Origin of the sequence: Streptomyces fructofermentans (assembly GCF_014651055.1) — a bacterium.
GTDB classification, from domain to species: domain Bacteria; phylum Actinomycetota; class Actinomycetes; order Streptomycetales; family Streptomycetaceae; genus Streptomyces; species Streptomyces fructofermentans.
Genome location: NZ_BMWD01000012.1, coordinates 166,886 through 192,427 on the forward strand (window position 1 = coordinate 166,886; position 25,542 = coordinate 192,427).

Sequence of the window (25,542 nt, forward strand, 5' to 3'; positions counted from 1 at the left end):
TGCTGCCCCGCCTCGCGCCGCTGGTTCCCGAGGCGCCGGGGGACGGCCACGAAACGGTCGGGACGCCTCCGTCCCCCGCCCCCCTCAAAGTGACCACCGAGTAGCCCCAACCACCCCTCGGAGCGCGTGCGGACGCCCGTTAGACTCGCCCGCGCTGTACCGAAGGATCTTGTTGACGGGGTGAATCACACATGAGCGACACGAACACCATGGAGACGACGGCCGACGACCTGCGGGGGATGGTGGCGGGAGCCGCCGACGACGGCCACGGCCGTCACCGGGGGCCCGTTTCCGCCCAGGAGGACGAGGCGATGCCTCGCGGCCGCCACCGCAGGCCGTCCGAGCAGTCGGACGCGAGGGCCTGACCGGCCCGACCGTCCGTTCCATGAGGAACGGCCCCGCACGACGAACCCGTCGTGCGGGGCCGTTCCGCGTGCGCGGGCCGTCCGGCCCTCGGTCAGCCGTGGCCCAGGCCCAGCACCTCCGCCGCCGCGAAGGTCTCCCCCGCCGGACGGTCCGCGTAGTGCGGTGTCAGGAGGGCGTCGAGTTCGTCGTACGTGAAAGCGGTCTGCTTGGTGTCGAACTTGGCCGCTACCCGGGGGCGTTCGACCACCGCGACCATTCCGCCGTGCACGACGAGGAGCTGCCCGTTGACGTGCGCGGCGGCCGGCGAGGCCAAGTAGCCGACGAGCGGAGCGACATGCTCGGGCGCGAGGGGGTCGAGCCGGCCCTGCGAACCGTCGGCATCCGGCTCACCGAGCCCCGCGAAGACGTCGGCGGTCATCCGGGTCCTTGCGCGCGGGCAGATCACGTTGGCGGTGACGCCGTACTTCACGAGAGCCAGGGCCGTCGACGTCGTCAGCCCGACGATGCCGCCCTTCGCCGCGGCGTAGTTGGGCTGTCCGGCGGAACCCGCGAGGAACGCCTCCGAGGAGGTGTTCACGATCCGCCCGTACACCGGGGCCCCGGCCGCCTTGGAGCGCGCCCGCCAGTGCGCCGCCGCGAAGCGCGTCGTGTTGAAGTGGCCCCTGAGATGGACGCGGATCACGGAGTCCCACTCGTCCTCGGACATCGAGAAGACCATCCGGTCGCGCAGGATGCCCGCGTTGTTGACGAGGATGTCGAGCCGGCCGAACTCGGCGACCGCCGACTCGACCAGCTCTCCCGCCTGTTGGTGGTCGGCCACGTCCCCGGTGTGCGCGAGCGCCCGGCCGCCGGCCGCGCGGATCTCCGCGGCGACCTCCTCCGCGGGCGCGGCGGACGCGGCACCGGAGCCGTCCCGGCCCGGCTGCCCGAAGTCGTTGACGACGACGGCGGCGCCGAGCCGGGCGAGCTCCAGCGCCTCGGCCCGGCCCAGTCCGCGGCCCGCGCCCGTGACGATCGCGGACAGGCCTTCGAGTGGCAGTGACATCAAGGCCCCTTCGGCCGACGGTGGTGGGGAGCGCGGCGGTCAGATCTCGATGCAGGTGCGCAGCGCCACGCCCGTGCGCATCTGGTCGAGCGCCTCGTTGACGTCGCCCAGCGGCACCCGGTGGGTGATCAGGCCCTCCAGGTCGATGCGTCCGGCCCGCCACAGGGCGACGGTCCGCTCGTAGGACCGCAGGACGTCGCCGCCGCCGTACATGGACGGCAGGATGCGCTTCTCGTCGAAGAACAGCTCGAACATGTTGAGTTGGAGGTGGTCGTCCATCGCGCCCGCTCCGACGACGACGAGTGTGCCGCCGCGCCGGGTGTTCTCGTACGCGGTGCGGGCGGTGGCGGACCGGCCGACGACCTCGAAGACGTAGTCGAAGCCCTCCCCCGCGGTCACCGCCTGCTTGGCGTCGGGGAGTTCGCCGGGTGCGACGGCACGGGTGGCGCCGAACCTCAGCGCGGCCTCCCGGCGCGAGGCCACGGGGTCGACGGCGACGATCTCCGCGGCGCCCTTGAGCCGGGCGCCCTGGATGGCGGAGATGCCGACGCCGCCGCAGCCTATGACGGCGACCGACGAACCGGCCTCCACGTCGGCGGTGTTGAGGGCGGCGCCGAGTCCGGTGGTGACGCCACAGCCGATGAGGGCGGCTATGTCGAAGGGCACGTCGTCCGGGATCGGTACGGCGCAGCCCGCGTCGACGACGACCTCCTCGGCGAAGGTCCCGGTGCCGGCGAAGCCGAAGACGTCCCCGCCCGGCCGCTTGAAGTTGGGCGTGCCCGCGTTCATGAACCCGGCGAGGCAGAGTTCGGTCTGGCCGCGCCGGCACGCGGGACACGCCCCGCAGGCGGGCAGCCAGCAGACGACGACCCGGTCGCCCGGGCGGACGTTCGTGACGCCCTCGCCGACCTCCAGGACCTCGCCCGCCCCCTCGTGCCCGGGGACGAACGGCGCGGGCTGCGGCAGGACCCCGGACATGGCGGAGAGGTCCGAGTGGCACAGGCCGGTGGCCCGTACCCGGATCCTCACCCGGCCGGGCCCGAAGCCCGTCGTCTCGACGTCGTCGAGGATCTCCAGCTTGTCCTGGCCTGTCTCGTGCAGTACGGCTGCGCGCATGGTGCGGCTCCCCTCGGAGACGTCGGAAACGTACGTACGGCACCCGGTGCGGCGCTGCGGCCGCGCTCAGGTGTGTTCGACCACGGTGTCGGCGAGGACCGGCGCGTCGTCCCGGTCGGCCGCGCCCACGGTGACCCGGACCTGCCCGTCCCCGCGCCACATCCGGATGCGCAGGGTCTCGCCCGGGTACACGACCCCGGCGAAGCGTGTGGTGTAGGAGCGGACCCTGCCGACGTCGCCGTCGAGGAGGGAGTCGACGACGGCCTTCAGCGTGATCCCGTAGGTGCACAGCCCGTGCAGGATGGGGCGGTCGAACCCGGCGAGCTTGGCGAACTCGGGGTCCGCGTGCAGCGGATTCCAGTCGCCGGAGAGCCGGTACAGGAGCGCCTGGTCCTCGCGGACCGCGCGTTCGACCGTACGGTCGGGTTCGCCGGTCGGCGGCGCGGGGCGGGCCGAGGGGCCGCGGTCACCGCCGAAGCCGCCTTCGCCGCGTACGAAGATCTGGGCGTCGTTGGTCCACAACGGGCCCTCTGCGTCGCCGACTTCGGTGCGCACGACGAGGACGGCGGCCTTCACCTTGTCGTACACGGCGGCGATCCGGGTGGCGGCGACCGCCTCGCCCTCGACGGGGATCGGGCGGTGCAGCCCGATGGTCTGGCCGCCGTGCAGGACGCTCGCGAGGTCGACGTCGATCCCGGGCAGGGAGAGTCCGCCGATGACACCCGGGGAGCCCGCTCCCGCGACGGTCGCGAAGCTGGGCAGGACGTGCAGCCGGGACTCCAGCGTGTAGCGGAGCTCGTCCGGGTCGGTCGCCGCGCCGCGCAGGTCGGGGTTGGCTCCGGCGCCGAGGCCGAGGTGGTAGAGCTGGACGTCCTTGTGCCCCCAGGTGATCCGGGCGGGCCGGGGCTCGGCCGCGAGGGCCCGGGAAACGTCGATGGGCATGTGGCTCCTGACTGCCGGCGGGGAAGACCTCGGTGCGGCCGTCCGCACCGTCGGCCGCACCGAGGTCGACACTGGGCCGCGGAACCCGCCTGTCCTAGAACGCGTTCCAGTACGGCGAACCCCTGTATAGCCCAGGCCCCGGCACATGTGAAGACTCCTGACGGCATGTCAGATCGGTGTGCCGTGACATTTGTCCTGCCCGGGTCCGTACATCTGCTTCTGCCGCGCGGGCACTCCCCGTCCGTAGCGTCGCCCCCATGACGAGGACAGCGAGGACGGCCGGGACGGAGAGCGCCGTGTCCTTCACGGGGGCGGTCAGGGCGTTCGGCCCGGTGCGCGCCGTGGACGGCGTCGACCTGGAGATCGCACGCGGCGAGACCGTCGCGCTGCTGGGCCGCAACGGCGCGGGGAAGTCGACCGCGATCTCGCTCCTGCTGGGTCTGGACGAACCGGACGAGGGGGGCGTACGGGTCTTCGGCCGCGTCCCGGCGCAGGCCGTGCGGGCGGGGCTGGTGGGCGCGATGCTCCAGGACGCGCGTGCCGTGCCGAGGGTGACGGTCGGCGAGCTGGTCGCGTTCGTGGCGGGCACGTACCCGGCGCCGATGCCCGTCGCGGGGGCGCTGGAGGCCGCGGGGGTCACAAAGTTCGCCGGGCGGCGCCTCGACCGGCTCTCCGGGGGCCAGGCCCAGCGGGTGCGGTTCGCCGTCGCCCTGGTGGGGGACCCCTCGCTCATCGTGCTGGACGAGCCCACCGCGGCACTGGACGTGGAGGCCCGGTACGCGTTCTGGGACGCGATGCGGGCGTACGCGCGGCGCGGCCGCACCGTCCTGTTCTCCACCCACCACCTGGAGGAGGCGGACGCCAACGCCGACCGGATCGTCGTCGTCGACCGCGGCCGGGTGGTCGCCGACGGCAGCGGCGCGCGGCTCCGGCGTGCGGCGGGCGGCGGCCTCGTCGCCCTCGACCTCGCCTGCTCGGACGCCAACGGGCAGGCCGGGCAGGCCGGGCAGGCCGATTCGGCCGGGCTGGCCGGGCTGCCCGGGGTGGTCTCCGTGGAGGTGCGCGGCGGCCGGGCGCGGCTGCGCACCGAGGACCCGGACGCCACGGTCGTCGCGCTCGCCGGGCTCGGGCTGGTCCGGGGCCTGGAGGTCGCCCCGGCCTCCCTCGACGACGCGTTCCTCGCCCTGACGTCGGCCGACGGCCCCACCCGCGGGTCCGCCCGTACGTCCCTGGAGGCGGTGTGATGCTCGGCCTGCTGCGGCTCGAGGTGCGCCGGACGCTGCGCGACACCGGCTTCGTCGTCGGCGGCGTCGTGATGCCGGTGGTGATGTACCTGCTGTTCACCAACATCGGGGGCGGCGCCGACGACGGCTGGCGGACCGCCTCCATGGTCGGCATGGCAGCGTACGGCGCGATGGGCTCGGCGCTGAACACCGGCGGCGCGGTCGCCGAGGACCGGACGACCGGCTGGCTGCGGCAGTTGCGGATCACACCGCTGAGTCCGCGCCGGGTGGTGGCCGGCCGGGCGCTGACCGGAGCGGTGACCGTACTGCCCGCGATCGTCGCGGTGCTGGCGGCGGGCGGGCTGGTCAACGGGGTGCGCCTCGACCTCCGGCAGTGGGCGGCGATCGCGGTGCTGCTGTGGCTCGGCTCGATCCCCTTCACCCTGCTCGGCCTCGGCAACGGCTACCGGCTGACCGCGCAGACCACGGGAGTGGTCAACCTGGTGTGCAACCTGGTGCTCGCGGTGGCCGGCGGGCTGTGGTTCCCGCCCGAGCTGTTCCCCCCGTGGCTGCGGTCCGTCTCCCCGTACACGCCCACGAACCGGTTCGCGCAGCTCGGCACGTCGGTCGCCGACGGGCACGCGCCCACCGCCGGGGCGGTGCTGGTACTGGTCTGCTGGCTCTCGCTGTTCGGCTCGTACGCTGTGGTCTCGTACCGCAGGGCCGCACGGACCGTCTGAACGGGAGCGGGGACATGTCCTGGTTGCGATCGGCCGGTTGCCGGAAGTCCGCCCGGCAGGGCACGCGGGCACCGTGCGAGGACGGCCCCGCCGCCCCGTGGGACCGGGCGGCGCGTGCCGAGGGGGAGCCGCCGGAGCGACTGGGGCCCCCGGCCAACGGGTTCGCACTGCTTCCCTGGCTGCTGATGGGGATGGGCGCCTTCTCCAACCTGTTCCAGGGCAGGACGCCGAACCCGTGGATCGGCGGCATCGGACTGCTCGTCTTCAACTCCCTCTACATCCATGTGGTGTTCCGCGCCTTCACGAAGCGGGCGCGCGAGGCGCGCTCGACCCGGGGCGCGCTGGTCGCCATGGGGGTGGTGACGTGCGGCCTGGCCGTCGCCTACGGCGGGAGCTGGCTCCTCTTCTTCCCGCTGCTCGGCCTGGCGGCGGGCGCGATCGTACGGGGGCGGTGGCTCGGCAGGACGGCGGTCGGGCTGACCGTGCTCGCGGCCGTCGTGGCCGGGTATCGGGACGGCTGGGGCGCGGTGGACGTCGCGTACGGCACGTTCCTGTCCACGATGGTCACCGCCGCGATCCTGTCCCTGTCCGAAGCGGTTCGGGAACTCCGCTCGGCCCGTGAGGAGTTGGCCCGCAGGGCGGTCGAGGAGGAGCGGCTGCGCTTCTCGCGGGACCTGCACGACCTGCTCGGCCACACCCTCTCCGTCGTCGTGGTGAAGTCGGAGGCGGCCCGGCGCCTCGCCCCTCACGACCTGGACGCGGCGCTGGCCCAGGTCGCGGACATCGAGTCCGTCGGACGGCAGGCGCTCACCGAGATCCGGGAGGCGGTGACGGGGTACCGCGAGGGCAGTCTCGCCACGGAGCTGGACCGGGCGCGCTCGGCGCTCCTGGCCGCGGGCATCGACCCCGTCGTCCGGCAGTCGGGCCCGCCGCTGTCCGCCCGCACCGAGGCCCTGCTGGGCTGGGTCGTGCGCGAGGCCGTCACCAACGCCGTGCGCCACAGCGGTGCGGCGCGCTGCGAGATCACCGTGGAGGGCCTTCCGGAGCGGGTCCGGGCCCGCGTCTCGGACGACGGTGACGGCCGGCCCGCAGGGACCCCGCCCGCGCTGCCCGGGATCGGCGGCACCGGGCTGAAGGGGCTCACGGAACGGCTCTCGGCCGCGGGGGGCTCCCTGGAGGCGGGAGCGGGTCCGCGCGGCGGCTTCACGGTGACGGCCGAACTCCCCGCGGAGGAGTTGCCGGGTCCGGGCCCGACAACTCCGGAGCCCTGCGCGAACGCCTCCGGCGTGGCGCTCACTCCAGCCCCGGGCACGGCTCCGGCTCCGGCTCCGGCTCCGGCTCCGGCTCCGGGCACGGAACCGCGGCGCGTCCGGCCTCCCGCGGGCGAGCCGGCAAACGGTGCGACCGCTCCGGCCGGGGCGCCGAACAGCCCGCGAAGAGGGCGCCTTGACCCGTGAGCGGGACGATGGGCCTCGCCGGGCCGGGCGGCCGTTCCCGGCGGGCCGCCGGGACTGATCGCGGCCGGCGGGCCGCCCAGCGGTCGGGGCGGCGGCGCCCTTGCCGGGCCGGACGGCCTTCTCCGGTGGGCCGCCCGGGGTGGATCGGGACGGGTGGCCGAACGGCGACCCGGACGGTCGGCCCTCGCCGGGCCCGGCGACCGCTCCCCGCCCGCAGGCGGGGCGCATCGGACCCGCGGTCCGACAGCGACCCGGACGGTGGGCCCTCGCCGGGCCCGGCGACCGCTCCCGGCCCGCGGGCGGGGCGGGCCGGGCGTCCTGCGGGGGTCGCCACGGCGGGGAGTGGCGCCCTGGGCGGGAGTGCGCCCCCGCGTGCGGGCCGCCGGATGCGGGCTCCGTGCGCCGGGCCGCACCCGGGGGCCGAGGGGGCCGACGCGGCCTACCCTTGGCCCGTGAACGAGATGCCGCGCGACCACCGGCCCGCGAAGTCCGTCCGAGTCCTCCTCGCCGAGGACCAGGGGATGATGCGCGGCGCGCTCGCGCTCCTGCTGGGCATGGAGGCGGACATCGAGGTGGTGGCGCAGGTCGGCGCGGGGGACGAGATCGTGCCGGCGGCCCACCTGTCGCGCCCCGACGTCGCGCTGCTGGACATCGAACTGCCCGGTATCAGCGGGCTCGACGCCGCCGCCCTGCTGCGGGACGAGGTGCCGGACTGCCGCGTGCTGATCCTCACGACGTTCGGGCGGCCCGGCTACCTGCGGCGGGCCATGGAGGCGGGCGCGGCGGGCTTCCTCGTCAAGGACGGGCCGGTGGAGGAGCTGGCCCGGGCGGTCCGCCGAGTGCTGACCGGGGAGACCGTGATCGATCCGGCGCTCGCCGCGGCCGCGCTGAGCGCGGGCCCCAACCCGCTCACGGCCCGGGAGTGCGACGTGCTGAAGGCCTCCGTGGACGGCGCGACCGTCGCGGACATCGCGGGCCGACTGCACCTCTCCGAGTCGACCGTCCGCAACTACCTGTCCTCCGCGATCGGCAAGACGGGCACCCGCAACCGCATGGAGGCGGTGCGCGAGGCCCGGCAGCAGGGTTGGCTCTGACGTCTCAGGCCCGCGCCGGGGCCCCTCTCGGCAGCCAGACCAGCATCAGCAGGGTGCCGCCGAGCAGCACGCCCGCGCCGGTGCGGAAGACGAGGGCGTAGCCCTCGGTCAGGGCCTCGGGCGACATGCCGCCGCCGGTCCGCGCCGCCGCGATCGTCGACATCACGGAAAGGCCGAGCGAACCGCCCATCGTGCGCGAGGTGTTGACCAGTCCGGAGACGAGTCCCGCGTCGTCCGCGTCCGCTCCCGACGTGGCGAGGGCGGCGAGCGGGGTCGCGGACAGGCCCGCGCCCAGCATCATCAGGATTCCCGGGAACATGATCGCGGTGAGGTACGAGCCGTCGGCGGTCATCGTGGACTGCCACACGAACCCCGCGGCGGCCGTCAGGGCCCCGGTCACGGCCACGTTGCGCGCCCCGAACCGGGGCATCAGGCGCGGCGCGGCCTTCGAGCCGAGCACCACCGCGAGCGAACTCGGCACGAGCGCGAGCCCGGCGTCCAGCGGGGAGTAGCCGAGCACGTTCTGCGCGTACAGCGTCATGAAGTACCACATGCAGAACATCGCCGAACCGCACAGGAACATGGCCGCGTTGGCCGACGACACCGCTCTCAGCCGGAACAGCTTCAGCGGCATCAGCGGTTCCCTCGTCCGGGCCTCCACGAGCAGGAAGAGCCCGATCAGGGCGGCCCCGGCGGCGAGCGGGACCAGGGTCGCGGCCGTCGCCCAGCCCTCGGCCTCGGTCTGCACGATCCCGTACGCGAGGGTCCCGAGTCCGGCCGTCGCGAGCAGCGCGCCGGGCAGGTCCGGCCGGCGCCCCCGCACGGCCCGGCCCTCCACGAGCCACCACATCGCGCCGGCCAGCACCAGCGCGCCGAAGGGCACGTTGATCAGCAGGACCCACCGCCACGACAGCCCGTCGACCAGGAGCCCGCCGACGAGGCCGCCCGCTGCGCCGCCGCCCCCGCCGACGGCGGTCCAGGTGGCGATGGCCCGCGCGCGTGCCGCCCCCTCCGGGACGGCGGACGTGAGGATCGTCAGCGTGGAGGGCGCGAGGACGGCCGCCCCCAGGCCCTGCGCCGCCCGGGCGAGGAGCAGGTGCCATCCCTCCTGGGCGAGTCCGCCGCCGAGGGAGGCGGCGGTGAACAGCGCGAGGCCTGCCAGGAACATCCGCTTGCGCCCGTACAGGTCGCCGGCCCGCCCGCCGAGCAGCATGAAGCCGGCGAAGGCGATCGTGTACGCGTTGACGACCCATTGGAGCCCCGCGGGACCCAGCCCCAGGTCGGCCCGCACCGACGGCAGCGCGACGTTGACGACGGACACGTCGAGGACGACGAGGAACTGTCCCGCGCAGGCCAGCGCGACCACCGCCCACGTGGGTGGTGCGGTGCGGCGGGACGCGGGTGTCTCCTGGGCGGTGCGCAGCGTGGGCATGGGTGTCATGCTCGCAGGGCCCCCGCACCCCGTACATCGGAATTTCGTCGCATCGCCGTCGGTCGCTGGTCCCGGGCCGCCGGAACGGGCCCCGGCACCGGCCCCCGTCCGACACACCTCCGCCACCCGACGCGGGCACCCGGTCCGACACCCGCACCGGCGCCGGCGCCGGCGTCGGGTCAGTTCAGGCCGGCCGTCGCAGGAGGGTCACCACCGCCGCGCCGCCGAGCCCGATGTTGTGCGCGAGGCCCACGCGCGCGCCGGGCACCTGCCGCGCCTCCGCCTCGCCCCGCAACTGCCACACCAGCTCGGCCACCTGCGCGATGCCGGTCGCGCCCAGCGGGTGGCCCTTCGAGATGAGCCCTCCCGAGGGGTTCACCACCCATCGCCCGCCGTACGTCGTCGCGCCCGACTCGACGAGCTTGCCCGACTCCCCGGGCGCGCACATGCCGAGCGCCTCGTAGGTCAGCAGTTCGTTGACGGAGAAGCAGTCGTGCAGTTCCACGACGTCGACGTCCTCGATGCCGAGCCCGGCCCTGTCGTGGACCTGGCGGGCGGCGGCCCGTGACATCGGCTGTCCGACGGCGTCCACGCAGGAGCCGGACGCGAAGGACTCCTCGGTGTCCGTGGTCATCGCCTGCGCGACGATCTCGACGGCCCGGCCGCCCAGCGCGTGCCGCTCCACGAACCGTTCCGAGACGACGACCGCGGCGGCCGCGCCGTCCGAGGTGGGCGAGCACTGGAGCTTCGTCAGCGGGGCGTGCACGGTCCGCGAGGCGAGGACCTCGTCGACCGAGTGGACGTCCTGGAACTGCGCGTACGGGTTGTTCGCCGAGTGCCGGTGGTTCTTGGCGCCCACCGCCGCCAGTTGCGCCTCGGTCGTGCCGTACTTCTCCATGTGCTCGCGCGCCGCGTTCCCGAAGATCTGGGCGGTGGGCGGCGTCCTCGCGAAGCCGTGCCGGGCCGCCATCACCCCGTAGTGCCGGGCCACGGGCGATCCGGCGAAGTCCCCGCCGCCGGTGCCCCCGCCGAGCGCCCCGCGCGTCATCTTCTCGAAGCCCAGCGCCAGGACGCAGTCGCTCGCACCGCCCTCGACGAACTGCCGGGCGAGCATCAACGCGGTGGCGCCGGTCGCGCAGTTGTTGTTCACGTTGTAGACGGGCACGCCGCTCAGGCCGAGTTCGTACGCGGCCCGCTGCCCTGCCGTGGATGCCTGGAAGCAGTGGCCCACGGGCACCTGCTCCACGGCCTCGTAGGAGAGCCCGGCGTCCGCGAGGGCGGCGGTGCCCGCCTCCCGGACCATGTCCCAGTACTGCCAGTCCCGGGTCTCCGGCTTCTCGAACCTGGTCATGCCCACTCCGACGACGTACGCCTTCATGACTCTCCCCAGTCCCTCGCCCGTCCTTGCCGTGCCTGTGGTGCCTGTGGTGCCTTCCGGGCCCGCCGCACGCCCCCGGGGCGACCGGCCCCTGACGCCCCTGCCGGTCAGCGCGGGTGCGCCGTCCGCGGGCCTTCCCAGTCCCTCGGCAGACCGAGGATGCGTTCCGCGACCACGTTCAGCTGGACCTGCGTCGTGCCGCCGGCGATGGTCAGGCAGCGGGAGAGCAGGAAGCCGTGGACGGCCTCCTCCCCGGCCCCCTCGCACACCGCGCCCGCCGGGCCCAGGAGTTCGAGCGCCATTTCGGCGACGCGCTGCTGGTGCACGGTCTGGACGAGCTTGCGCACGGAGGCCCCGGCGCCCGGGTCCGTGCCCGAGACCCGCCCGAGGGTCGTACGCAGCCCGATGCAGCCCAGGGCGTGCGCCTCGGCGAGCAGGTCTCCCAGCCGCGTGCGCTCCGCGTCGTCGAGACCGCCCGCCCCCGCCCGCCCGATCAGTGCCTCGAGTCCGGTCCCGAAGGTCAACTGGTCCGCCATGTGCACGCGTTCGTTGCCCAGGGTGTGCCGCGCGACCCGCCAGCCGCCGCCGACCTCCCCGACCACGGAGTCCGCGGGCAGGAGGACGTCGTCGAACGTGACCTCGTTGAACAGCGACTCACCCGTGATCTCCTTCAGCGGCCGGATCCCGATGCCCTCCGCCTTCTTCATGTCGACGACGAAGTAGGTCAGTCCCCGGTGCCGGGGCGCGTCCGGGTCCGTACGGGCCAGCAGGATGCCGCGGTCCGCCCACTGGGCCGCGCTCGTCCACACCTTCCGCCCGTTGACGCGCCACCGCCCGTCCCCGGTCCGTTCCGCACGCGTCCGCAGCGACGCCAGGTCGGAGCCCGCGTCGGGTTCCGAGAAGAGCTGGCACCAGGACACGTCACCGCACAGCGTCGGCAGCAGGTGGCGCTCCTGCTGCTCACGGGTCCCGTACGCGATGAGCGACGGTACGACCCAGGCGCCGATGCCCAGTTCGCCGACGCGGACCCCGGCGGCGGCCAACTCCTCCTGCACGGCAAGCTGCTGGACGGGTCCCGCGCCGAGCCCGTAGGGCGGGGGCAGATGCGGGGCGGCGTAGCCGAGCGGCGCCAACTGCCTTCGTACGGAGCCGGGTTCACGGTCCCGCACTTGCGCGATCACGGACCGGGCCGCCGTCCGGTGGCGCGCGGCCTCCGTCTCGGGCAGCTCGGTGCGCAGCTCCCGCCTCGCCCCGGACTCGGCCGCGCCCGTCGCCCGGAGGTGGTGTCCGCCGCCGAGCAACTGCCGCGCCACCAGGGCCCGTCTGAGGTACAGGTGCGCGTCGTGCTCCCAGGTGAAGCCGATGCCGCCCAGCACCTGGACGCAGTCCTTGGCGCACGAGAACGCCACGTCGAGGGCCGTGCCGGCGGCCAGCGCCGTCACGAGTTCCCTGACACGGGGAGGCTGCCCGGTCGCACGGGCCGCGTCCCATGCCAGCGCCCGGGCCCGTTCGACCCGCACCAGCATGTCGGCGCACAGGTGCTTGATGCCCTGGAAGCGGCCGATCGGCTGCCCGAACTGCTCGCGGACCTTGGCGTGGGCGACGGCCGTCTCCAGCGCCCGCGCGGCGGTGCCGCAGGCGTCGGCGGCGAACACGGTGCCGGCCAGGTCCCGTACGAGGGCGGAGTCGACACCGAGGACACGGCCGGGCGGGACGCGTACCGCGTCGGCCACGACCTCGGCCGTCGCCCGGGTCGGGTCGGCGCTCGTGTGCGCCCGCACGGACAGGTGCGCGGCGTCCACGGCGACCCACAGCGTCCGGACACCCGGCGCCCCGGCCGGCGCCCCCGTCGAGGCGGCCAGCACGAGGAGGTCGGCGTCGGCACCGGACAGCACCGGCGGCGCCGTCCCTTCGAGCAGGTGGCCGTCGCCGTCCGGCACGGCGGTGAGCGTGCCTGGACCGAGAGCGACGGCGGCGATCCGCTCCCCCCGGGCCACGGCCCGCAGCAGGCCCTCCACCCCGTCCGCATCCGGCTCGGACACGGCCGATCCGGGTCCGGTCCCGGGCACGGCCGCCCCCGGCGCCGCACCCGCATCCGCATCCGCATCCGCACCCGGCACGACCCGGGCTTCGGCACGCGTCGCGGCGCCCGGCACGGCCGTGAGCACCGCGGACGCCGCCCCTGCCCCCGCCGGGACGGTCGCGGACGCCGCCTCCGCCAGGACCAGCGAGGCGAGCGCGTTCGCCGCGTACGGTCCCGGGAGTGCCGCCCGGGCCGCCTCCTCCAGGACGACGGCGAGATCGAGGGGCGTGCCGCCCCCGCCTCCGTACGCCTCCGGCAGGTGCGGGCCCACGAATCCCTGCGCGGCGAGCGCGTCCCAGTACGCGGGCCTGCCTCCCCCGACGCCGGGCGCGTCGAGGAGTCGTCGCGCCTCCTCGGGCGGCACCGTGCGGGCGATCCAGCCCCGTACGGCCTCGGCCAGGTCCCGCTGTTCCCGCGTGATCCCGATCCCCATGGCGCGACAGACTAGAACACGTTCCAATCTGACGGAAGGTCAGACATCGGGAAATCGACGGCCGGGCGGCATCCGGTGCGGGGCCGCCCCGCCCGACCGAGCCGCGCGGAGTCGGGGCGCGGGCCGCCGCGGACCGGGGCGCGGGCGCTCCGCGGCCGCCGCCCGAGCCGCGGACCCGCCGCACCCGGCCGCGTCAGGGCCGGTCCGGGACCAGTGAACCGCCGGCTCCCTCGGGAGGGGCCCCGAGGCCCAGCTTCGCCCTGCACGACAGGACCGCGTCCCGGGCCCACGCCCGGACGGCCGCCTCGTCGCCGGCCAGACCGGACAGGTGCCGGGCGGTCCGCCGGGCCTCCCGGGCCCAGTCGGCGACGGGGTCCTCGGCCAGGACCGCCGCGAACCTCGCCCGGGCCAGGACCGTCCGACCGGTCAGCCCGGCGGCCACGCCGGCGTTGAAGCTCTCCCAGAGGTACCCCGGCACGTCCTTGCGCTCCAGCAGGCACCGGGCGACGGCGCCCAGGTCCGGGAAACGGTCCCTGAGTGCCTCGACCCGCTCCTCGGCGCCGCGGGCGAGTTCCGCGGCGACCGGGGCGAACTGCTTCTCGTCGCGGAACTCCTGTGATCCGCTCACACGCTCCATGAAGTCGAACGCCAGGTGGTCGAAGTCCTGCCACAGCCACATCGCCCCGACGTTCAGCCCACTGCCCCGGCTCCATGTCGGCGAGGGGAACTCGACGACGCCGAGCCACCAGCCGTGATCGTCGATCCAGATCCGGGAGCGGCCGCGTTGCCGCAGGCCGAGGGGACGGAGCCGCTCCCGGGCCGCCGCCGCGACCAGCCGGGAGGCGGGAGAGGTGGATGCCATGCCGCGATTCTCACCCGGCGCGCGTCACGGGCCCGCACGAGGGTCGGCGGGACGGGACAGTAATGGGCCGGTCAAGAATTCATTAGGGGCCCAAAGCAACGGAATAGTTGCCCGGGCACACGGGGTTCACTCTGCACTCACCTTTTCCCGTGCCTCTGGAGGCCCCACGCAATGACCCGGACAACGGCGGACCCGCGCACGCGCAGGCCGAGCGGCAGCGGAATCGTCCCGGTACTGGCGTTCGCCGGAATCGTTGTCGCGGTCATGCAGACCCTGCTGGTGCCGGTCATCAAGGACCTGCCGGAGCTGCTGCACACCTCGCCGAGCAACGCCACCTGGGTGCTGACCTCGACCCTCCTCGCGGGCGCCGTGGCCACGCCGATCATGGGGCGCCTCGGCGACCTCTTCGGCAAGCGGCGGATGCTGGTCACGAGCCTGGCCGTGATGGTCGTGGGCTCCCTGGTGGCCGGCTTCACGAGCGACCTGCTGGTGATGATCGTCGGCCGTGCGCTGCAGGGCTTCGCTATGGGCGCCATCCCGCTCGGCATCGGCCTGATGCGCGACGAGCTGCCCCGCGAGAGGCTCGGGTCGGCGATGGCGCTGATGAGCTCCTCGATCGGCGTCGGCGGCGGTCTCGCGCTGCCGCTCGCCGCGCTGGTGGCGGAGCACGCCGACTGGCACGCGCTGTTCTTCGGCTCCGCCGGTCTCGGCGCCCTGTCGATCCTCCTCACGCTGCTCCTCGTACCGGAGTCCCGCGTGCGCGCCGAGGGCACCTTCGACGTCGCGGGCGCCCTCGGGCTGTCGGCCGGACTCGTCCTCTTCCTACTGCCGATCACCAAGGGCAGCGACTGGGGCTGGACGTCGGCCACCACGCTCGGGCTGTTCGGGGCCTCCGCCGCGGTCCTGCTCCTGTGGGGCGTGATGGAACTGCGGCTGAAGGCCCCGCTGGTGGACCTGCGCACCACGGCCCGCCCCGCGGTGCTCTTCACCAACCTCGCCTCGATCATGGTCGGCGTCGCCTTCTACGCGGTCTCGCTCGTCCTGCCCCAGCTCCTCCAGCTCCCCACCTCCACCGGGTACGGCCTCGGCCGGTCGATGCTCGTCGCCGGCCTGTGCGTGGCACCGCTCGGCCTGACGATGATGTTCACGGCGCCGGTGTACGCCCGTATCTCCGCCAAGTACGGCCCCAAGGTCACGCTGATGACCGGCATGCTGATCATCGCCGTCGGGTACGGCGCCGGGCTCGGCCTGATGAGCGCCGCCTGGCAGACCGTCGTCATCGCGGTGGTGCTGGGCGCGGGCATCGGCCTCGCCTACTCCTCGCTCCCCGCGCTGATCGTGGGGGCGGTCCCGGCGTCGGAGACCGGCGCGGCCAACGGCCTCAACACCCTCATGCGCTCGATCGGCACCTCCGTGTCGAGCGCCGTCATCGGCATGGTCCTGGCGAACACGGCGAACCACACGGGCGGGGTGGCCGTGCCCACGATGCACGGCTTCCGGCTGTCCTTCCTGATCGCCACCGGCGCGGTGCTGCTCGGCCTGGTGTTCGCGGCGTTCCTGCCCCGGGGGCGCACGGCCGCCGACACGGAGAAGCCGCAGCCGCGGGCCTCCGGCGAGGACGTGCCGCCGGTGGTGGAGCGGGCCGCGTTCCGGGGCCGGGTGACGGACGCCGGCGGAAGCCCGGTCGCCCGTGCCACGGTCACGCTCATCGACCGGCGCGGACGGAGGGCCGGCTCGGCGCTCTCCGCGGAGGACGGCGGCTACCTGATCGCCGTGCCCGAGGAGGGCTCGTACGTCCTCGCCGTCACGGCGGGCGGACACGAGCCGCTCGCCTCGTCGGCGAGCCACCCCGGCGGCGCCCTCCCGGTCGAACGGGACCTCGCGCTCCCGAGCACCGTGCCGGCCTGACGCCCCGGGGCGCGCGGTCCGGTGACCGCCGGGCGGCGCGGCGGCCACCGGCACCACTGCGACCGGCCCCGCCCCGGCCGCCTCGGACACCACGCCACCCCGTGGACCCAGGCCGACCGGGACCGCTGGGGCGGCCGGGCGACGGCAAGGGAGCCGACGGGCGCCCGCCCACCGAAACCAGCGGACGGCCCCGCGCCCCCGGCCGCCTCGGACACCGGAGCCGCGGGGCGGCGGGCGACCCCGTGGCCGGGGCGGCGGGGGGCATGGGGCACGATGGCGGCCACAGACGCGTACGTACGACCTGGAGGAACCCCATGGCAGCGGCACCCGAGCCGGAGATCCTCGCCGCCTTCGAGGCCGCCAAGGGGTTCATGCCCTCGGACGAGGGGCTCGCGCTGCACGCGGCCGCCGTCGAGGCGGGGCGGCTGGGGCTGCCGCTGCTGGAGGTCGGCACGTACTGCGGGCGCTCCACGATCCTGCTCGCGGACGCCGCGCGCGCGGCCGGCGTCACGGCGGTGACGGTCGACCACCACCGCGGCAGCGAGGAGCAGCAGCCCGGCTGGGAGTACCACGACCCGGCGACGGTCGACCCGGAACTCGGCCTCATGGACACGCTCCCCACGTTCCGCCGCACCCTCCACCGCGCGGGCCTGGAGGACCACGTCGTCGCGATGGTGGGCCGCTCGCCGCAGATCGCCGCGTTCTGGACCTCCCCCCTCGGCCTCCTGTTCATCGACGGCGGGCACACCGACGAGCACGCGAGCGGCGACTACGAGGGCTGGGCGCCGCATGTCGCCGAGGGCGGACTGCTGCTCATCCACGACGTGTTCCCCGACCCGGTGGACGAGTTCACCGGCCAGGCGCCGTACCGGGTGTACCTCCGCGCGCTGGCCTCGGGCGCGTTCACCGAGGTGTCGGCGACGGACTCGCTGCGCGTGCTGCGGCGCACCGGCAAGGGGATCTGAGCTTCCCGGCACGGAAGCGGCCCGGGCCGGGCGCCCCGCCGGGTTCGGCCGCGCGCGGTGCCACGGGCGCCGACGCCCGCACCGGACGCCGGGGCCCCGCACGTGCGTTGCCCGACCGGGCCCCGGGGCACTGCATGCCGCGGGGCCGCCCCGTATGGTGGCTGACGTGTCGTACGTAGGCCCAGACTTCGATCCCCCGCGCCCGCCCCGCCGACCGCTGCGCAGCCCGCTGACCGTGGCCGTCGCCGCGCTCGTGCCAGGAGCTCTGGTGGGGTGGCTGGTGTGGCAGACGGTGGGCGACCCGGGCGGGGACGGGACCGCGGGGCAGGCGTCGCCCTCCGCCGGCCGTTCCGCGTCCCAGGGCCCCGGCGGCACCGAGGGCACCGCGGGCGGCGGCGACGGCAAGCAGGACGACAGCCTCGGCGACGGCAGAACGGCCGGCGGCCAGGAGCGGTCCCCGTCGCCCTCCGCCTCCGCGCCCGCCGCGTCCGGCCCCCTCAAGGGCAAGGTCGTCGTGATCGACCCCGGGCACAACCCCGGCAACTTCAAGCACACGACCGAGATCAACCGCAAGGTGGACATCGGGACGAACTCCAAGGAGTGCGACACCACCGGCACGTCGACCAACGCCGGTTACACGGAAGCCGCGTTCACCCTCGACGTCGCCCGCCGGATGCGCGCGGTCCTCGAGGAGCAGGGCGCCACCGTGCGGTTCACCCAGGACGGCGACCGCCCCTGGGGCCCGTGCGTGGACGAGCGCGCCAGGATCGGCAACAAGGCGTCGGCCGACGCGGTCGTGTCGATCCACGCGGACGGCTCGGCCACGGGCAACCGCGGATTCCACGTGATCCTGCCCGGCTCCGTGCACTCGGGCGCCGCCGACACCCGGCCGATCGTGGGCCCGTCGCGCGACCTGGGCGAGCGCATCGCCGGCAACTTCCTGCGCGCGACCGGCAGCGCGCCCTCCAACTACATCGGCGGAGGTACCGGACTCGACGTCCGGAAGGACCTCGGCGGTCTCAATCTGTCAACGGTTCCGAAGGTGTTCATCGAGTGCGGCAACATGCGGGACGCCAAGGACGCCACACTGCTGACCAGCGGCGCCTGGCGCCAGAAGGCCGCGCAGGGGATCTCTGAGGGAATCGTGAGTTTCCTGCGCGGGTAGTGATCAGCGGGTTCATAAGGGCGGACACCCCCGTGGGACGGACGATAGTGTCGCCCCTACGATGAGGGGCCACCCCCGCGCTGCGCACCACGGCCCGACGGCACGCGTGGTACAGCGACGCCTCCACCGACGACGAGACGACTGACGAAGGACCTGAAGTGAATATCCGCTCCCTCACTCGAGGCGACGGCGTGGTGATCGGAGCAGCGGTATTGCTGTTCATCGCGTCGTTCCTCGACATCTATTCGATCGACGGGGCCCCCGACAGCGCCGACATCCCGAACGCCTGGGGAAGCGGCCCGCTCCTGATGAGCGTCACGCTGGCCGGCATCATCGGCGCCGCGCTGATCGTCGTCGCCCACGGGCTGCCGCAGCCGCCCAAGGTCGCCGGTCTCGAACTCCTCCCGTTCGGCGTCGCCTTCACGGTGTTCGCCGCGTGGAGCGCGCTCGGGAACGTCTTCGACCCGGCGGGCGGCTTCGACAACGACGGCGGTGCCGCGTCCATCGACGCGGGCACGGGCGTCATCCTGAGCCTGATCGGGGCGCTGGTCCTCGCGGGCGCGGCTGTCGCCACCCCGCTGGTCCCGGCCCTGAAGGCGCCGCTCCTGGGCGCTCCCCGGCCGCAGAACCCGCAGCCGTACGGCGGCCAGCCGCAGGGCGGTTACGGCTACCCGGGTGCCCAGCAGCCGGGCCAGCCGTTCGGCGGCCAGACGCAGCAGGGCGGGCAGCCGTTCGGTGCCCCCGGCCAGCCGCAGCAGGCACCGGCCCCGCAGCCGCAGCAGCCCGCCGGGGACTTCTCCCCGTTCTGGTTCGCCGTGCCGGTGGCCCGCCCGCTGTTCGGCGAGGACGGCTCGCCGTCGCCGATCGCCGAACTGGCCCCGGGTACCTGGTACCTGGCCGTGGAGCAGCGCGGTCCGAGCCTGGTGGCGCAGACGCAGGACGGCCGCCGCGGCGTGCTCCAGGACACCTCGGGCATCCAGCGCGGCTGAGCCCCGCAAGGCCCCGACGGCCCCTCGCCCTTCCGGGCGGGGGGCCGTTCCCGTACAGTCCCCCTGATATCTGACGACCCGTCAGGAGGCTGGCATGCGGCTCGGACTCGCCCTCGGCTACTGGGGCCGCGGCCCCTCGGCGGACCATGTGCCCCTGGCCCAGGAGGCCGAGCGGCTGGGCTACGACTCCGTGTGGACCGCGGAGTCCTGGGGGTCCGACGCCTTCACCCCGCTCACCTGGATCGCCGCGCGGACCTCAACGATCAAGCTGGGTACGGCGATCGCCCAGATGGCCGCCCGCTCCCCCACCACGACCGCGATGCACGCGCTCACTCTCGACCACCTCTCCGGCGGGCGGATGATGCTCGGGCTCGGGCTGTCGGGTCCGCAGGTCGTCGAGGGCTGGTACGGGCGCCCGTTCCCGGGGTCGCCGCTCACCGCGACCCGGGAGTACGTGGACGTCGTGCGCCAGGTGCTGCGCCGCGAGGCCCCGGTGGAGCTGGACGGCCGCTTCCATCCGCTTCCGTACCGGGGCGCGGACGGCACGGGTCTGGGCAGGCCGCTCAAGCCGATCACGCACCCGCTGCGGGCCGAACTGCCCGTCCTGCTCGGCGCGGAGGGCCCGAGGAACATCGCGCAGACGGCCCGGATCGCGGACGGCTGGCTGCCGCTGTACTGGTCGCCGTTCCGCACCGACGTGTACGAGGCCTCCCTCGACGCGGCCCCCGACGGATTCCTCGTCGCGCCGATGGCCCGGGCGCGGGTCTGCGACGACGTCGCGGAGGGGCTGCTGCCGGTGAAGGCGATGCTCGGCTTCTACATCGGCGGGATGGGGCACGCCGCCCGCAACTTCCACGCCGACCTGATGGCCCGGATGGGCTTCGAGGAGGAGGCCCGCCGCATCCAGGAGCTGTTCCTGGCGGGCCGGCGCGAGGAGGCCGTGCTGGCCGTGCCGGACGCCTTCGCGGACGAGATCTCCCTGGTCGGCCCCCGTGGACGCATCGCGGAGCGGCTGGAGTTGTGGCGCAAGGGCCCGGTGACGGACCTGCTGGTACTGGCCCCCGACCCGCTCACCCTGCGGACCCTGGCCGAGCTGAACTGAGCCCGGCGCGCGGGGCGGTCGGCGGGACACGGCGACCGCCCGCGCACGCCCCCGCCCAACCCGCAGGTTTCATCGGGGATTCAAGGGCAACACGCTGAGCATGTCCCCTCGATATCGCAACGGTGCCAATCAGGCCGGCACAGTCATCGCGGTCGTCGCCGACATCATGGCGCTCATTCTGGGTCTCTGGATCCTGATGTACCTGCTGGACGCCAACCAGGCGAACGACTTCGTGCAGTTCATCCATGACGCGGCACGCTGGCTCGCGGGCTGGTCACACGACCTGTTCACCTTCGACGAGGAGTGGGCCCGCGTCGTCGCGGGCTACGGTCTCGCGGCCGTGGTCTACCTCTTCGTGGGCCACGCGATCGCGAACCGCGCGCATCGCCACTGACCCTCGCCGGGACGGGCCCGCCGGCCGGCCGTGTCCGGCCGGCCGTGTCCTCCACGACGGCATCCGGCGCCGCCACCCGCAGGACGGGTGACGGCGTCCGGTGCGTGCTCGCGCGACGCCGGTGCGTCCCGTGCCGGAGGCTGCCCGACGGCAACCGCGGCCGGGCGGGCGGCCGCCGGGTGACCGGGCGGCTCTCAGGCGCAGCAGTCGGGGTCCAGGCCGTTCGGCAGCCGGTCGCCGCCGAACACCGCGCAGGTCGCCTCGTCGCCCCCGAGGGCGGCGACGGCGAGCAGCAGGGAGCCCGCGGTCCAGGACGTCAGCTCCTCGGGCCAGACAGCCCGGGCGTCGAAGACGTATCCCGTCCAGTAGAGCCCGGTCTGCGGATCCCGCAGGTGCTGGATCGACTGGAGGATCTCCAGGGCCCGGTCGGACTCGCCCACGGCCCAGAGCGCCAGGGCGAGTTCGGCGGACTCGCCGCCCGTCACCCACGGGTTCGGGACGACGCAGCGGACACCGAGGTCCGGGACCACGAAGCGGTCCCAGTCCCGCTCGATGCGGGCCTTCGCCTCGGCGCCGGTCAGGGCGCCGCCGAGCACCGGGTAGTACCAGTCCATCGAGTAGCGGCCCTTGTCGAGGAACCGCTCCGGGTGCCGGCGTATCGCGTGGCGCAGCGCGCCCACGGCCAGCTCCCAGTCGGGCTGCGGCTCCTCGCGCTGCTCGGCGATGGCCAGCGCGCAGCGCAGGGCGTGGTGGACGGACGAACTCCCGGTCAGCAGCGCGTCCTCGACGGCGGTGCCGTCGTCCTCGCGCTTCCAGCCGATCTGTCCGCCGGGCCGCTGGAGTTCCAGCACGAACTCCATCGCCGCGAACACGGTCGGCCACATCCGGTCGAGGAACGTGTCGTCGCCGGTCGCCAGGTAGTGGTGCCAGACGCCGACGGCGATGTAGGCGCAGAAGTTGGTCTCCCGGCCCCGGTCCGTGACGTCGGCGGCGTCCCCGTCGGCGTAGGCCGCGAACCAGGAGCCGTCCGGGTTCTGGTGACGGGCCAGCCACTCGTAGGCGCGCGCGGCGGCCTCGTGCTCGCCCGCCGCGTCGAGGGCCATGGCGGCCTCGGTGTGGTCCCACGGGTCGAGGTGGTGTCCGCGGAACCACGGGATGGCCCCGTCGGGGCGCTGCACGGCCAGGATGCCCCGCACGGTCTGGGCGGCCTGGTCCGCGGTGAGCACCCCGGTCAGCACGAGGTGCTCGGTACGCGGTGTCGTCACGGAGCGTCCACCGCTGCCGTGTCGGTCAGGCCGGCGGGCAGGTGCGGCTTGGTCGCGTAGGCCACGAAGCTCTTGCCGATCAGCGGGTTCAGCGCCTGCTCGGCGATCCGGGTCGCGAGGGGCTTCTTCATGATGTCCCACACCAGCATCCGGTGGTACGCGCGCACCGGCAGCGCCTTGTCGTTGTCGACGCCGAACGCGCACTTGAGCCACCAGTAGGGGCTGTGCAGGGCGTGGGCGTGGTGCGTGCCGTACGGCCGCAGTCCCGCCTCGCGGATCCTGCCGAGCAGTTCGTCCGCGCGGTAGATGCGGATGTGGCCGCCCTCGACCTCGTGGTATGCGTCGGACAGGGCCCAGCAGACCTTCTCAGGGCCGTAGCGCGGAACCGTGATCGCGATCCGCCCGCCGGGCTTGAGCACGCGCACCATCTCCGCGAGCACGCCCTTGTCGTCGGGGATGTGCTCCATGACCTCGGAGATGATCACAACGTCGAACGACTCGTCGGGGAACGGCAGGTGGAGCGCGTCGCCCTCCATCGCGGTGGCCGTGGCGCCCTCCGGGGCCTCACCGGCCTCCTTCATCGCGGCGAACCACTTGGCGACCTCGCGGATCTCCTCGCCGTTCTGGTCCAGCGCGACGACCCGGGCGCCGCGCCGGTAGCACTCGAACGCGTGCCGGCCGGCACCGCATCCGAGATCCAGCACACGGTCCCCCGGAGCGAGCGGGAACCGGGAGAAGTCGACGGTCAGCACGTGGCCCTGCTTTCACGGTGTGGGGTGTCAACGGAGGTGTCGGGCGCGACGGCGCCCCGGTCCGGTGCGGCCGCGGGGCGGTCCGGGGAGCCGCCCCTGGCGGCGGCGATCGCCTCGCGGTAGCGGGCCACGGTGCCCTCGGCGGCCCTGGCCCAGGTGAACCGGTCGAGCACGCGGGCGCGTCCGGCCGCGCCGAGGCGCGCGCGCAGCGCGGGGTCGGACAGCAGTCGGCCGAGGGCCGCGGCGAGCGCTCCCGCGTCCCCCGGAGGCACGGACAGGCAGGTCTCGCCGTCCGGGCCGGTCACCTCGGGGATGGCTCCGCCGGTCGTCGCGACGAGGGGCGTGGCGGTGGCCATCGCCTCGGCCGCGGGCAGCGAGAAGCCCTCGTACAGGGAGGGGACGCAGGCGACCTCGGCGGACCTGACGAGGTCGACGAGTTCCGCGTCGGAGATGCCCTTCACGAACTCGACGGCGTCCTCCAGGCCGTACCGCTCGATGAGCTGGGCGACCGGGCCGTCCTCCGCGCGCCTGCCGACGACGACGAGGTGCGCGGCGGGGTGCTCGGTGCGCAGCTTGGCGAGCGCCTCGACGAGGAAGACGAGTCCCTTGAGGGGTACGTCCGCGCTGGACGTGGTGACGATCCGGCCCGGGACGCGCGGCACGGACGGGTCCGGGGAGAACAGGTCCGCGTCGGCGCCGATGTGGACCACGTGGACGCGGTCGTCGCGCACCCCGAGGTGGTCGACGATCTCCTGCCGGGACGTGCCGGAGACGGTGAGCACGGACGGCAGGCGGCGGGCGACGCGCTTCTGCATGCGGGTGAACGCGTACCAGCGGCGGACGGACGCGCGGCGGCGCCTGCCCTGCGCGGCGTCCAGCTCCAACTGCCGGTCCACCGTGATGGGGTGGTGGATCGTGGTGACCAGCGGGGCCCCCACGTCGCCCAACAGCCCGTAGCCGAGCGTCTGGTTGTCGTGCACGACGTCGAAGTCCCCGCGCCGGGCGCGCAGATGCCGACGGGCGCGCAGGGAGAACGTCAGCGGCTCGGGGAAGCCGCCGGTCCACATCGTGGCGACCTCGACGGCGTCGATCCAGTCCCGGAACTCGTCGCGCGCAGGGGTGCGGAAGGGGTCCGGCTGGCGGTACAGGTCGAGGCTGGGCAGCTCGGTGAGGGACAGCCCTTCGAGGTCCTCGCCCTCGTCGAGCACCGGGTAGGGCTGGGAGCCGATGACCTCGACGTGGTGGCCGAGCCTGACCAGCTCGCGGGAGAGGTGCCGTACGTAGACACCCTGGCCGCCGCAGAACGGGTTCCCCTTGTACGTGAGGAGCGCGATGCGCAGCGGTCGGCTCCCGTCGGCGGCCGAGCCCGCGCGGAGGCCTGCCTCCATGGCCTCATGGGTCACTCTCGGCCCCCTTCTTCCAGCATGTTCCCGCGAGATTACTTCGGGACGGTAATCTAGAACAAGTTTCAGACTTGATCGTTCAGGGAGCACAGAATCTACCGGCAGGTAGTCGCCCTGTGAGCCGTGGATCAGGTGATTAACGCCACGGCCGGGCCCTACTCCGCTGTCGCTCCACCCGGCCCCACCGCCCTCTGTTGTACGTACGTCACGGAACGGGATCCATGCCTGCGGAAGCCAAGACTGCGGCGAAGACCGCACAGCCGGCGACAAGGGCCGCGCAGCCGGTCACTCCCCCGCTCACCGAGCGCCAGGAGGCCCGGCGGCGGCGCATCCTGCACGCGAGCGCGCAGCTCGCGAGCCGGGGCGGTTTCGACGCGGTCCAGATGCGCGAGGTCGCGGAGTCGTCCCAGGTGGCCCTGGGCACGCTCTACCGCTACTTCCCGTCCAAGGTGCACCTGCTCGTCGCGACGATGCAGGACCAGCTCGCGCACATGCACGGCACCCTCCGCAAGAAGCCGCCGGCGGGCGAGACCGCCGCGGAACGGGTGGCGGAGACCCTGATGCGGGCCTTCCGCGCCCTTCAGCGGGAGCCGCACCTGGCCGACGCCATGGTGCGCGCCCTCACGTTCGCCGACCGCAGCGTCAGCCCCGAGGTGGACCAGGTCTCCCGCCAGACGACGGTGATCATCCTCGACGCCATGGGCCTGGACGATCCGACCCCGGCGCAGCTCTCGGCGGTCCGTGTCATCGAGCACACCTGGCATTCGGCCCTCATCACCTGGCTCTCCGGCCGGGCCTCGATCGCCCAGGTCAAGATCGACATCGAAACGGTGTGCAGACTGATCGACCTGACGGAGGTCAGGGAGAGCCGGTAGCCGCGGGGGTGGAGCAGTCGAGCCGCAGCCCGGAGAACGTCAGCCCGCCCGGCGTCGACCCGGCGTCGGCGCGCGCGAACACGTACAGGCTCCAGTTCCCCCTGGTGAGGAACCAGGTCACGTCGCCGTCCTCGGGCTTGCGGAACACCTTCTCCCAGCCCTGCGCCCGCAGTTCGGCGACGACCTTCGCGACGGCCGCCGGGTCCGGTGCGCCCTCCGGCAGCGCGGCCGCGATCATCCGGCACGCGGCGGAGGTCCGGCCCCGGCTGTCGAGACGGTCGAACCCGCCCGCCGCGGCGGCCACCCGCACGTCGCGCCGCACGGTGTCCCGGCTCAGCGCCCGGTCCTTCGCCGGTGCGGCGGAGGCCGTCCCGCCGCCGGGCCGGGGCGACGTGGAGCCGGCGCCGCCCTCCCGTCCCCGCCGCACCCGGCCAGTACGACCGCCCCGACCAGGATCCCCGCCACCCGCACCAGCGCGCGCATCGCCACCCCCGTGTCCCAACCGCGGGCCCCTCGACCGGTGTTGTGGAGCGGAGTCTCCCACAGGCCCCGG

23 protein-coding genes are annotated in these 25,542 nt (G+C 74.3%); 12 read left to right on the forward strand and 11 right to left on the reverse strand.

The annotated features are described in order from the left end of the window. The first annotated feature begins 191 nt into the window (after positions 1 to 191). Positions 192 to 365 carry a hypothetical protein gene (locus IE265_RS18745; RefSeq protein WP_190036802.1) on the forward strand — a complete coding sequence of 58 codons (174 nt, stop codon included), beginning with the start codon at positions 192 to 194 and terminating at the stop codon, positions 363 to 365. A 92-nt stretch (positions 366 to 457) separates the two neighbouring features. Here the strand turns inward: IE265_RS18745 and IE265_RS18750 are convergent, their stop codons facing one another. From IE265_RS18750 to chsH3, 3 genes are all read right to left on the reverse strand, one after another. Beyond that, positions 458 to 1,411: a 3-oxoacyl-ACP reductase gene (locus IE265_RS18750; protein ID WP_190036748.1), complete on the reverse strand. Its 954-nt coding sequence runs from the start codon at positions 1,409 to 1,411 to the stop codon at positions 458 to 460. A 39-nt stretch (positions 1,412 to 1,450) separates the two neighbouring features. After that, positions 1,451 to 2,527 carry a Zn-dependent alcohol dehydrogenase gene (locus IE265_RS18755; protein WP_190036749.1) on the reverse strand — a complete coding sequence of 359 codons (1,077 nt, stop codon included), beginning with the start codon at positions 2,525 to 2,527 and terminating at the stop codon, positions 1,451 to 1,453. Between the two features lie 66 nt (positions 2,528 to 2,593). After that, on the reverse strand, positions 2,594 to 3,469 hold the full coding sequence (gene chsH3 / locus IE265_RS18760) for an enoyl-CoA hydratase ChsH3 (RefSeq protein WP_190036750.1): 876 nt from the start codon (positions 3,467 to 3,469) through the stop codon (positions 2,594 to 2,596). A gap of 257 nt (positions 3,470 to 3,726) precedes the next feature. Between chsH3 and IE265_RS18765 the strand changes: the two genes are divergently transcribed. The 4 genes from IE265_RS18765 (at position 3,727) to IE265_RS18780 (ending at position 7,983) form a co-directional block, all read left to right on the forward strand. After that, positions 3,727 to 4,713: an ABC transporter ATP-binding protein gene (locus IE265_RS18765; RefSeq protein ID WP_190036751.1), complete on the forward strand. Its 987-nt coding sequence runs from the start codon at positions 3,727 to 3,729 to the stop codon at positions 4,711 to 4,713. Then, complete coding sequence (locus tag IE265_RS18770) at positions 4,713 to 5,432, forward strand: ABC transporter permease (protein ID WP_190036752.1); 720 nt, start codon at positions 4,713 to 4,715, stop codon at positions 5,430 to 5,432. Before IE265_RS18765 ends, IE265_RS18770 begins: the two co-directional genes overlap by 1 nt. A gap of 14 nt (positions 5,433 to 5,446) precedes the next feature. After that, positions 5,447 to 6,889, forward strand: a complete 1,443-nt coding sequence (locus IE265_RS18775; RefSeq protein ID WP_190036753.1) for a sensor histidine kinase — start codon at positions 5,447 to 5,449, stop codon at positions 6,887 to 6,889. Positions 6,890 to 7,350: 461 nt separating this feature from the next. Then, positions 7,351 to 7,983: a response regulator transcription factor gene (locus IE265_RS18780; RefSeq protein ID WP_190036800.1), complete on the forward strand. Its 633-nt coding sequence runs from the start codon at positions 7,351 to 7,353 to the stop codon at positions 7,981 to 7,983. A gap of 4 nt (positions 7,984 to 7,987) precedes the next feature. On the opposite strand, the gene IE265_RS18785 is transcribed toward IE265_RS18780, so the two are convergent. The 4 genes from IE265_RS18785 to IE265_RS18800 form a co-directional block, all read right to left on the reverse strand. Further along, positions 7,988 to 9,424, reverse strand: a complete 1,437-nt coding sequence (locus tag IE265_RS18785; RefSeq protein WP_373302983.1) for an MFS transporter — start codon at positions 9,422 to 9,424, stop codon at positions 7,988 to 7,990. A 175-nt stretch (positions 9,425 to 9,599) separates the two neighbouring features. Then, entirely contained in the window at positions 9,600 to 10,793 is a 1,194-nt protein-coding gene (locus IE265_RS18790) for a lipid-transfer protein (protein WP_190036755.1), read from the reverse strand. Between the two features lie 107 nt (positions 10,794 to 10,900). Further along, positions 10,901 to 13,309: an acyl-CoA dehydrogenase family protein gene (locus IE265_RS18795; protein ID WP_190036756.1), complete on the reverse strand. Its 2,409-nt coding sequence runs from the start codon at positions 13,307 to 13,309 to the stop codon at positions 10,901 to 10,903. A gap of 193 nt (positions 13,310 to 13,502) precedes the next feature. Further along, the gene (locus IE265_RS18800) at positions 13,503 to 14,171 is read right to left on the reverse strand and encodes a hypothetical protein (protein WP_190036757.1); all 669 of its coding nucleotides are present in this window, start codon (positions 14,169 to 14,171) and stop codon (positions 13,503 to 13,505) included. 171 nt (positions 14,172 to 14,342) lie between these two features. Here IE265_RS18800 and IE265_RS18805 point away from each other — a divergent pair, with 171 nt between their 5' ends. From IE265_RS18805 to IE265_RS18830, 6 genes are all read left to right on the forward strand, one after another. Next, positions 14,343 to 16,079, forward strand: coding sequence for an MFS transporter (locus IE265_RS18805; protein WP_190036758.1), 1,737 nt, complete (start codon positions 14,343 to 14,345; stop codon positions 16,077 to 16,079). Positions 16,080 to 16,393: 314 nt separating this feature from the next. After that, the gene (locus IE265_RS18810) at positions 16,394 to 17,044 is read left to right on the forward strand and encodes a class I SAM-dependent methyltransferase (RefSeq protein WP_190036759.1); all 651 of its coding nucleotides are present in this window, start codon (positions 16,394 to 16,396) and stop codon (positions 17,042 to 17,044) included. Between the two features lie 166 nt (positions 17,045 to 17,210). Next, positions 17,211 to 18,209, forward strand: a complete 999-nt coding sequence (locus IE265_RS18815; protein ID WP_190036760.1) for an N-acetylmuramoyl-L-alanine amidase — start codon at positions 17,211 to 17,213, stop codon at positions 18,207 to 18,209. 158 nt (positions 18,210 to 18,367) lie between these two features. Next, positions 18,368 to 19,198 (forward strand): DUF5336 domain-containing protein, encoded by an 831-nt coding sequence (locus IE265_RS18820; protein ID WP_190036761.1) that lies wholly within the window; start codon positions 18,368 to 18,370, stop codon positions 19,196 to 19,198. A 94-nt stretch (positions 19,199 to 19,292) separates the two neighbouring features. Beyond that, on the forward strand, positions 19,293 to 20,300 hold the full coding sequence (locus IE265_RS18825) for an LLM class F420-dependent oxidoreductase (protein ID WP_190036762.1): 1,008 nt from the start codon (positions 19,293 to 19,295) through the stop codon (positions 20,298 to 20,300). Between the two features lie 100 nt (positions 20,301 to 20,400). Next, positions 20,401 to 20,694, forward strand: coding sequence for a hypothetical protein (locus IE265_RS18830; RefSeq protein WP_190036763.1), 294 nt, complete (start codon positions 20,401 to 20,403; stop codon positions 20,692 to 20,694). A 194-nt stretch (positions 20,695 to 20,888) separates the two neighbouring features. On the opposite strand, the gene IE265_RS18835 is transcribed toward IE265_RS18830, so the two are convergent. The 3 genes from IE265_RS18835 to IE265_RS18845 are packed head-to-tail and all read right to left on the reverse strand — an operon-like array spanning position 20,889 to position 24,114. Continuing rightward, a complete protein-coding gene (locus IE265_RS18835) occupies positions 20,889 to 21,959 on the reverse strand; it encodes a prenyltransferase/squalene oxidase repeat-containing protein (protein ID WP_190036764.1) in 1,071 nt (356 codons plus the stop codon). Continuing rightward, positions 21,956 to 22,711, reverse strand: a complete 756-nt coding sequence (locus tag IE265_RS18840; protein WP_190036765.1) for a class I SAM-dependent methyltransferase — start codon at positions 22,709 to 22,711, stop codon at positions 21,956 to 21,958. The genes IE265_RS18835 and IE265_RS18840 overlap by 4 nt, the downstream gene beginning before the upstream one ends. Continuing rightward, on the reverse strand, positions 22,705 to 24,114 hold the full coding sequence (locus IE265_RS18845; RefSeq protein WP_190036766.1) for a glycosyltransferase family 4 protein: 1,410 nt from the start codon (positions 24,112 to 24,114) through the stop codon (positions 22,705 to 22,707). The genes IE265_RS18840 and IE265_RS18845 overlap by 7 nt, the downstream gene beginning before the upstream one ends. 221 nt (positions 24,115 to 24,335) lie before the next feature. Here IE265_RS18845 and IE265_RS18850 point away from each other — a divergent pair, with 221 nt between their 5' ends. Further along, positions 24,336 to 24,989: a TetR family transcriptional regulator gene (locus IE265_RS18850; protein WP_190036767.1), complete on the forward strand. Its 654-nt coding sequence runs from the start codon at positions 24,336 to 24,338 to the stop codon at positions 24,987 to 24,989. Here the strand turns inward: IE265_RS18850 and IE265_RS18855 are convergent. Then, a complete protein-coding gene (locus tag IE265_RS18855) occupies positions 24,973 to 25,416 on the reverse strand; it encodes a hypothetical protein (protein ID WP_190036768.1) in 444 nt (147 codons plus the stop codon). The two genes, IE265_RS18850 and IE265_RS18855, sit on opposite strands and share 17 nt — an antisense overlap. Positions 25,417 to 25,542: the final 126 nt, after the last annotated feature.

Excerpts from the sequence above, each read along its gene's own strand:
- IE265_RS18745 (WP_190036802.1), top strand. The coding sequence starts at position 192 with ATGAGCGACACGAACACCATGGAGACGACGGCCGACGACCTGCGGGGG.
- IE265_RS18750 (WP_190036748.1), bottom strand. The coding sequence starts at position 1,411 with ATGTCACTGCCACTCGAAGGCCTGTCCGCGATCGTCACGGGCGCGGGC.
- IE265_RS18755 (WP_190036749.1), bottom strand. The coding sequence starts at position 2,527 with ATGCGCGCAGCCGTACTGCACGAGACAGGCCAGGACAAGCTGGAGATC.
- chsH3 (WP_190036750.1), bottom strand. The coding sequence starts at position 3,469 with ATGCCCATCGACGTTTCCCGGGCCCTCGCGGCCGAGCCCCGGCCCGCC.
- IE265_RS18765 (WP_190036751.1), top strand. The coding sequence starts at position 3,727 with ATGACGAGGACAGCGAGGACGGCCGGGACGGAGAGCGCCGTGTCCTTC.
- IE265_RS18770 (WP_190036752.1), top strand. The coding sequence starts at position 4,713 with ATGCTCGGCCTGCTGCGGCTCGAGGTGCGCCGGACGCTGCGCGACACC.
- IE265_RS18775 (WP_190036753.1), top strand. The coding sequence starts at position 5,447 with ATGTCCTGGTTGCGATCGGCCGGTTGCCGGAAGTCCGCCCGGCAGGGC.
- IE265_RS18780 (WP_190036800.1), top strand. The coding sequence starts at position 7,351 with ATGCCGCGCGACCACCGGCCCGCGAAGTCCGTCCGAGTCCTCCTCGCC.
- IE265_RS18785 (WP_373302983.1), bottom strand. The coding sequence starts at position 9,424 with ATGACACCCATGCCCACGCTGCGCACCGCCCAGGAGACACCCGCGTCC.
- IE265_RS18790 (WP_190036755.1), bottom strand. The coding sequence starts at position 10,793 with ATGAAGGCGTACGTCGTCGGAGTGGGCATGACCAGGTTCGAGAAGCCG.
- IE265_RS18795 (WP_190036756.1), bottom strand. The coding sequence starts at position 13,309 with ATGGGGATCGGGATCACGCGGGAACAGCGGGACCTGGCCGAGGCCGTA.
- IE265_RS18800 (WP_190036757.1), bottom strand. The coding sequence starts at position 14,171 with ATGGCATCCACCTCTCCCGCCTCCCGGCTGGTCGCGGCGGCGGCCCGG.
- IE265_RS18805 (WP_190036758.1), top strand. The coding sequence starts at position 14,343 with ATGACCCGGACAACGGCGGACCCGCGCACGCGCAGGCCGAGCGGCAGC.
- IE265_RS18810 (WP_190036759.1), top strand. The coding sequence starts at position 16,394 with ATGGCAGCGGCACCCGAGCCGGAGATCCTCGCCGCCTTCGAGGCCGCC.
- IE265_RS18825 (WP_190036762.1), top strand. The coding sequence starts at position 19,293 with ATGCGGCTCGGACTCGCCCTCGGCTACTGGGGCCGCGGCCCCTCGGCG.
- IE265_RS18830 (WP_190036763.1), top strand. The coding sequence starts at position 20,401 with ATGTCCCCTCGATATCGCAACGGTGCCAATCAGGCCGGCACAGTCATC.
- IE265_RS18850 (WP_190036767.1), top strand. The coding sequence starts at position 24,336 with ATGCCTGCGGAAGCCAAGACTGCGGCGAAGACCGCACAGCCGGCGACA.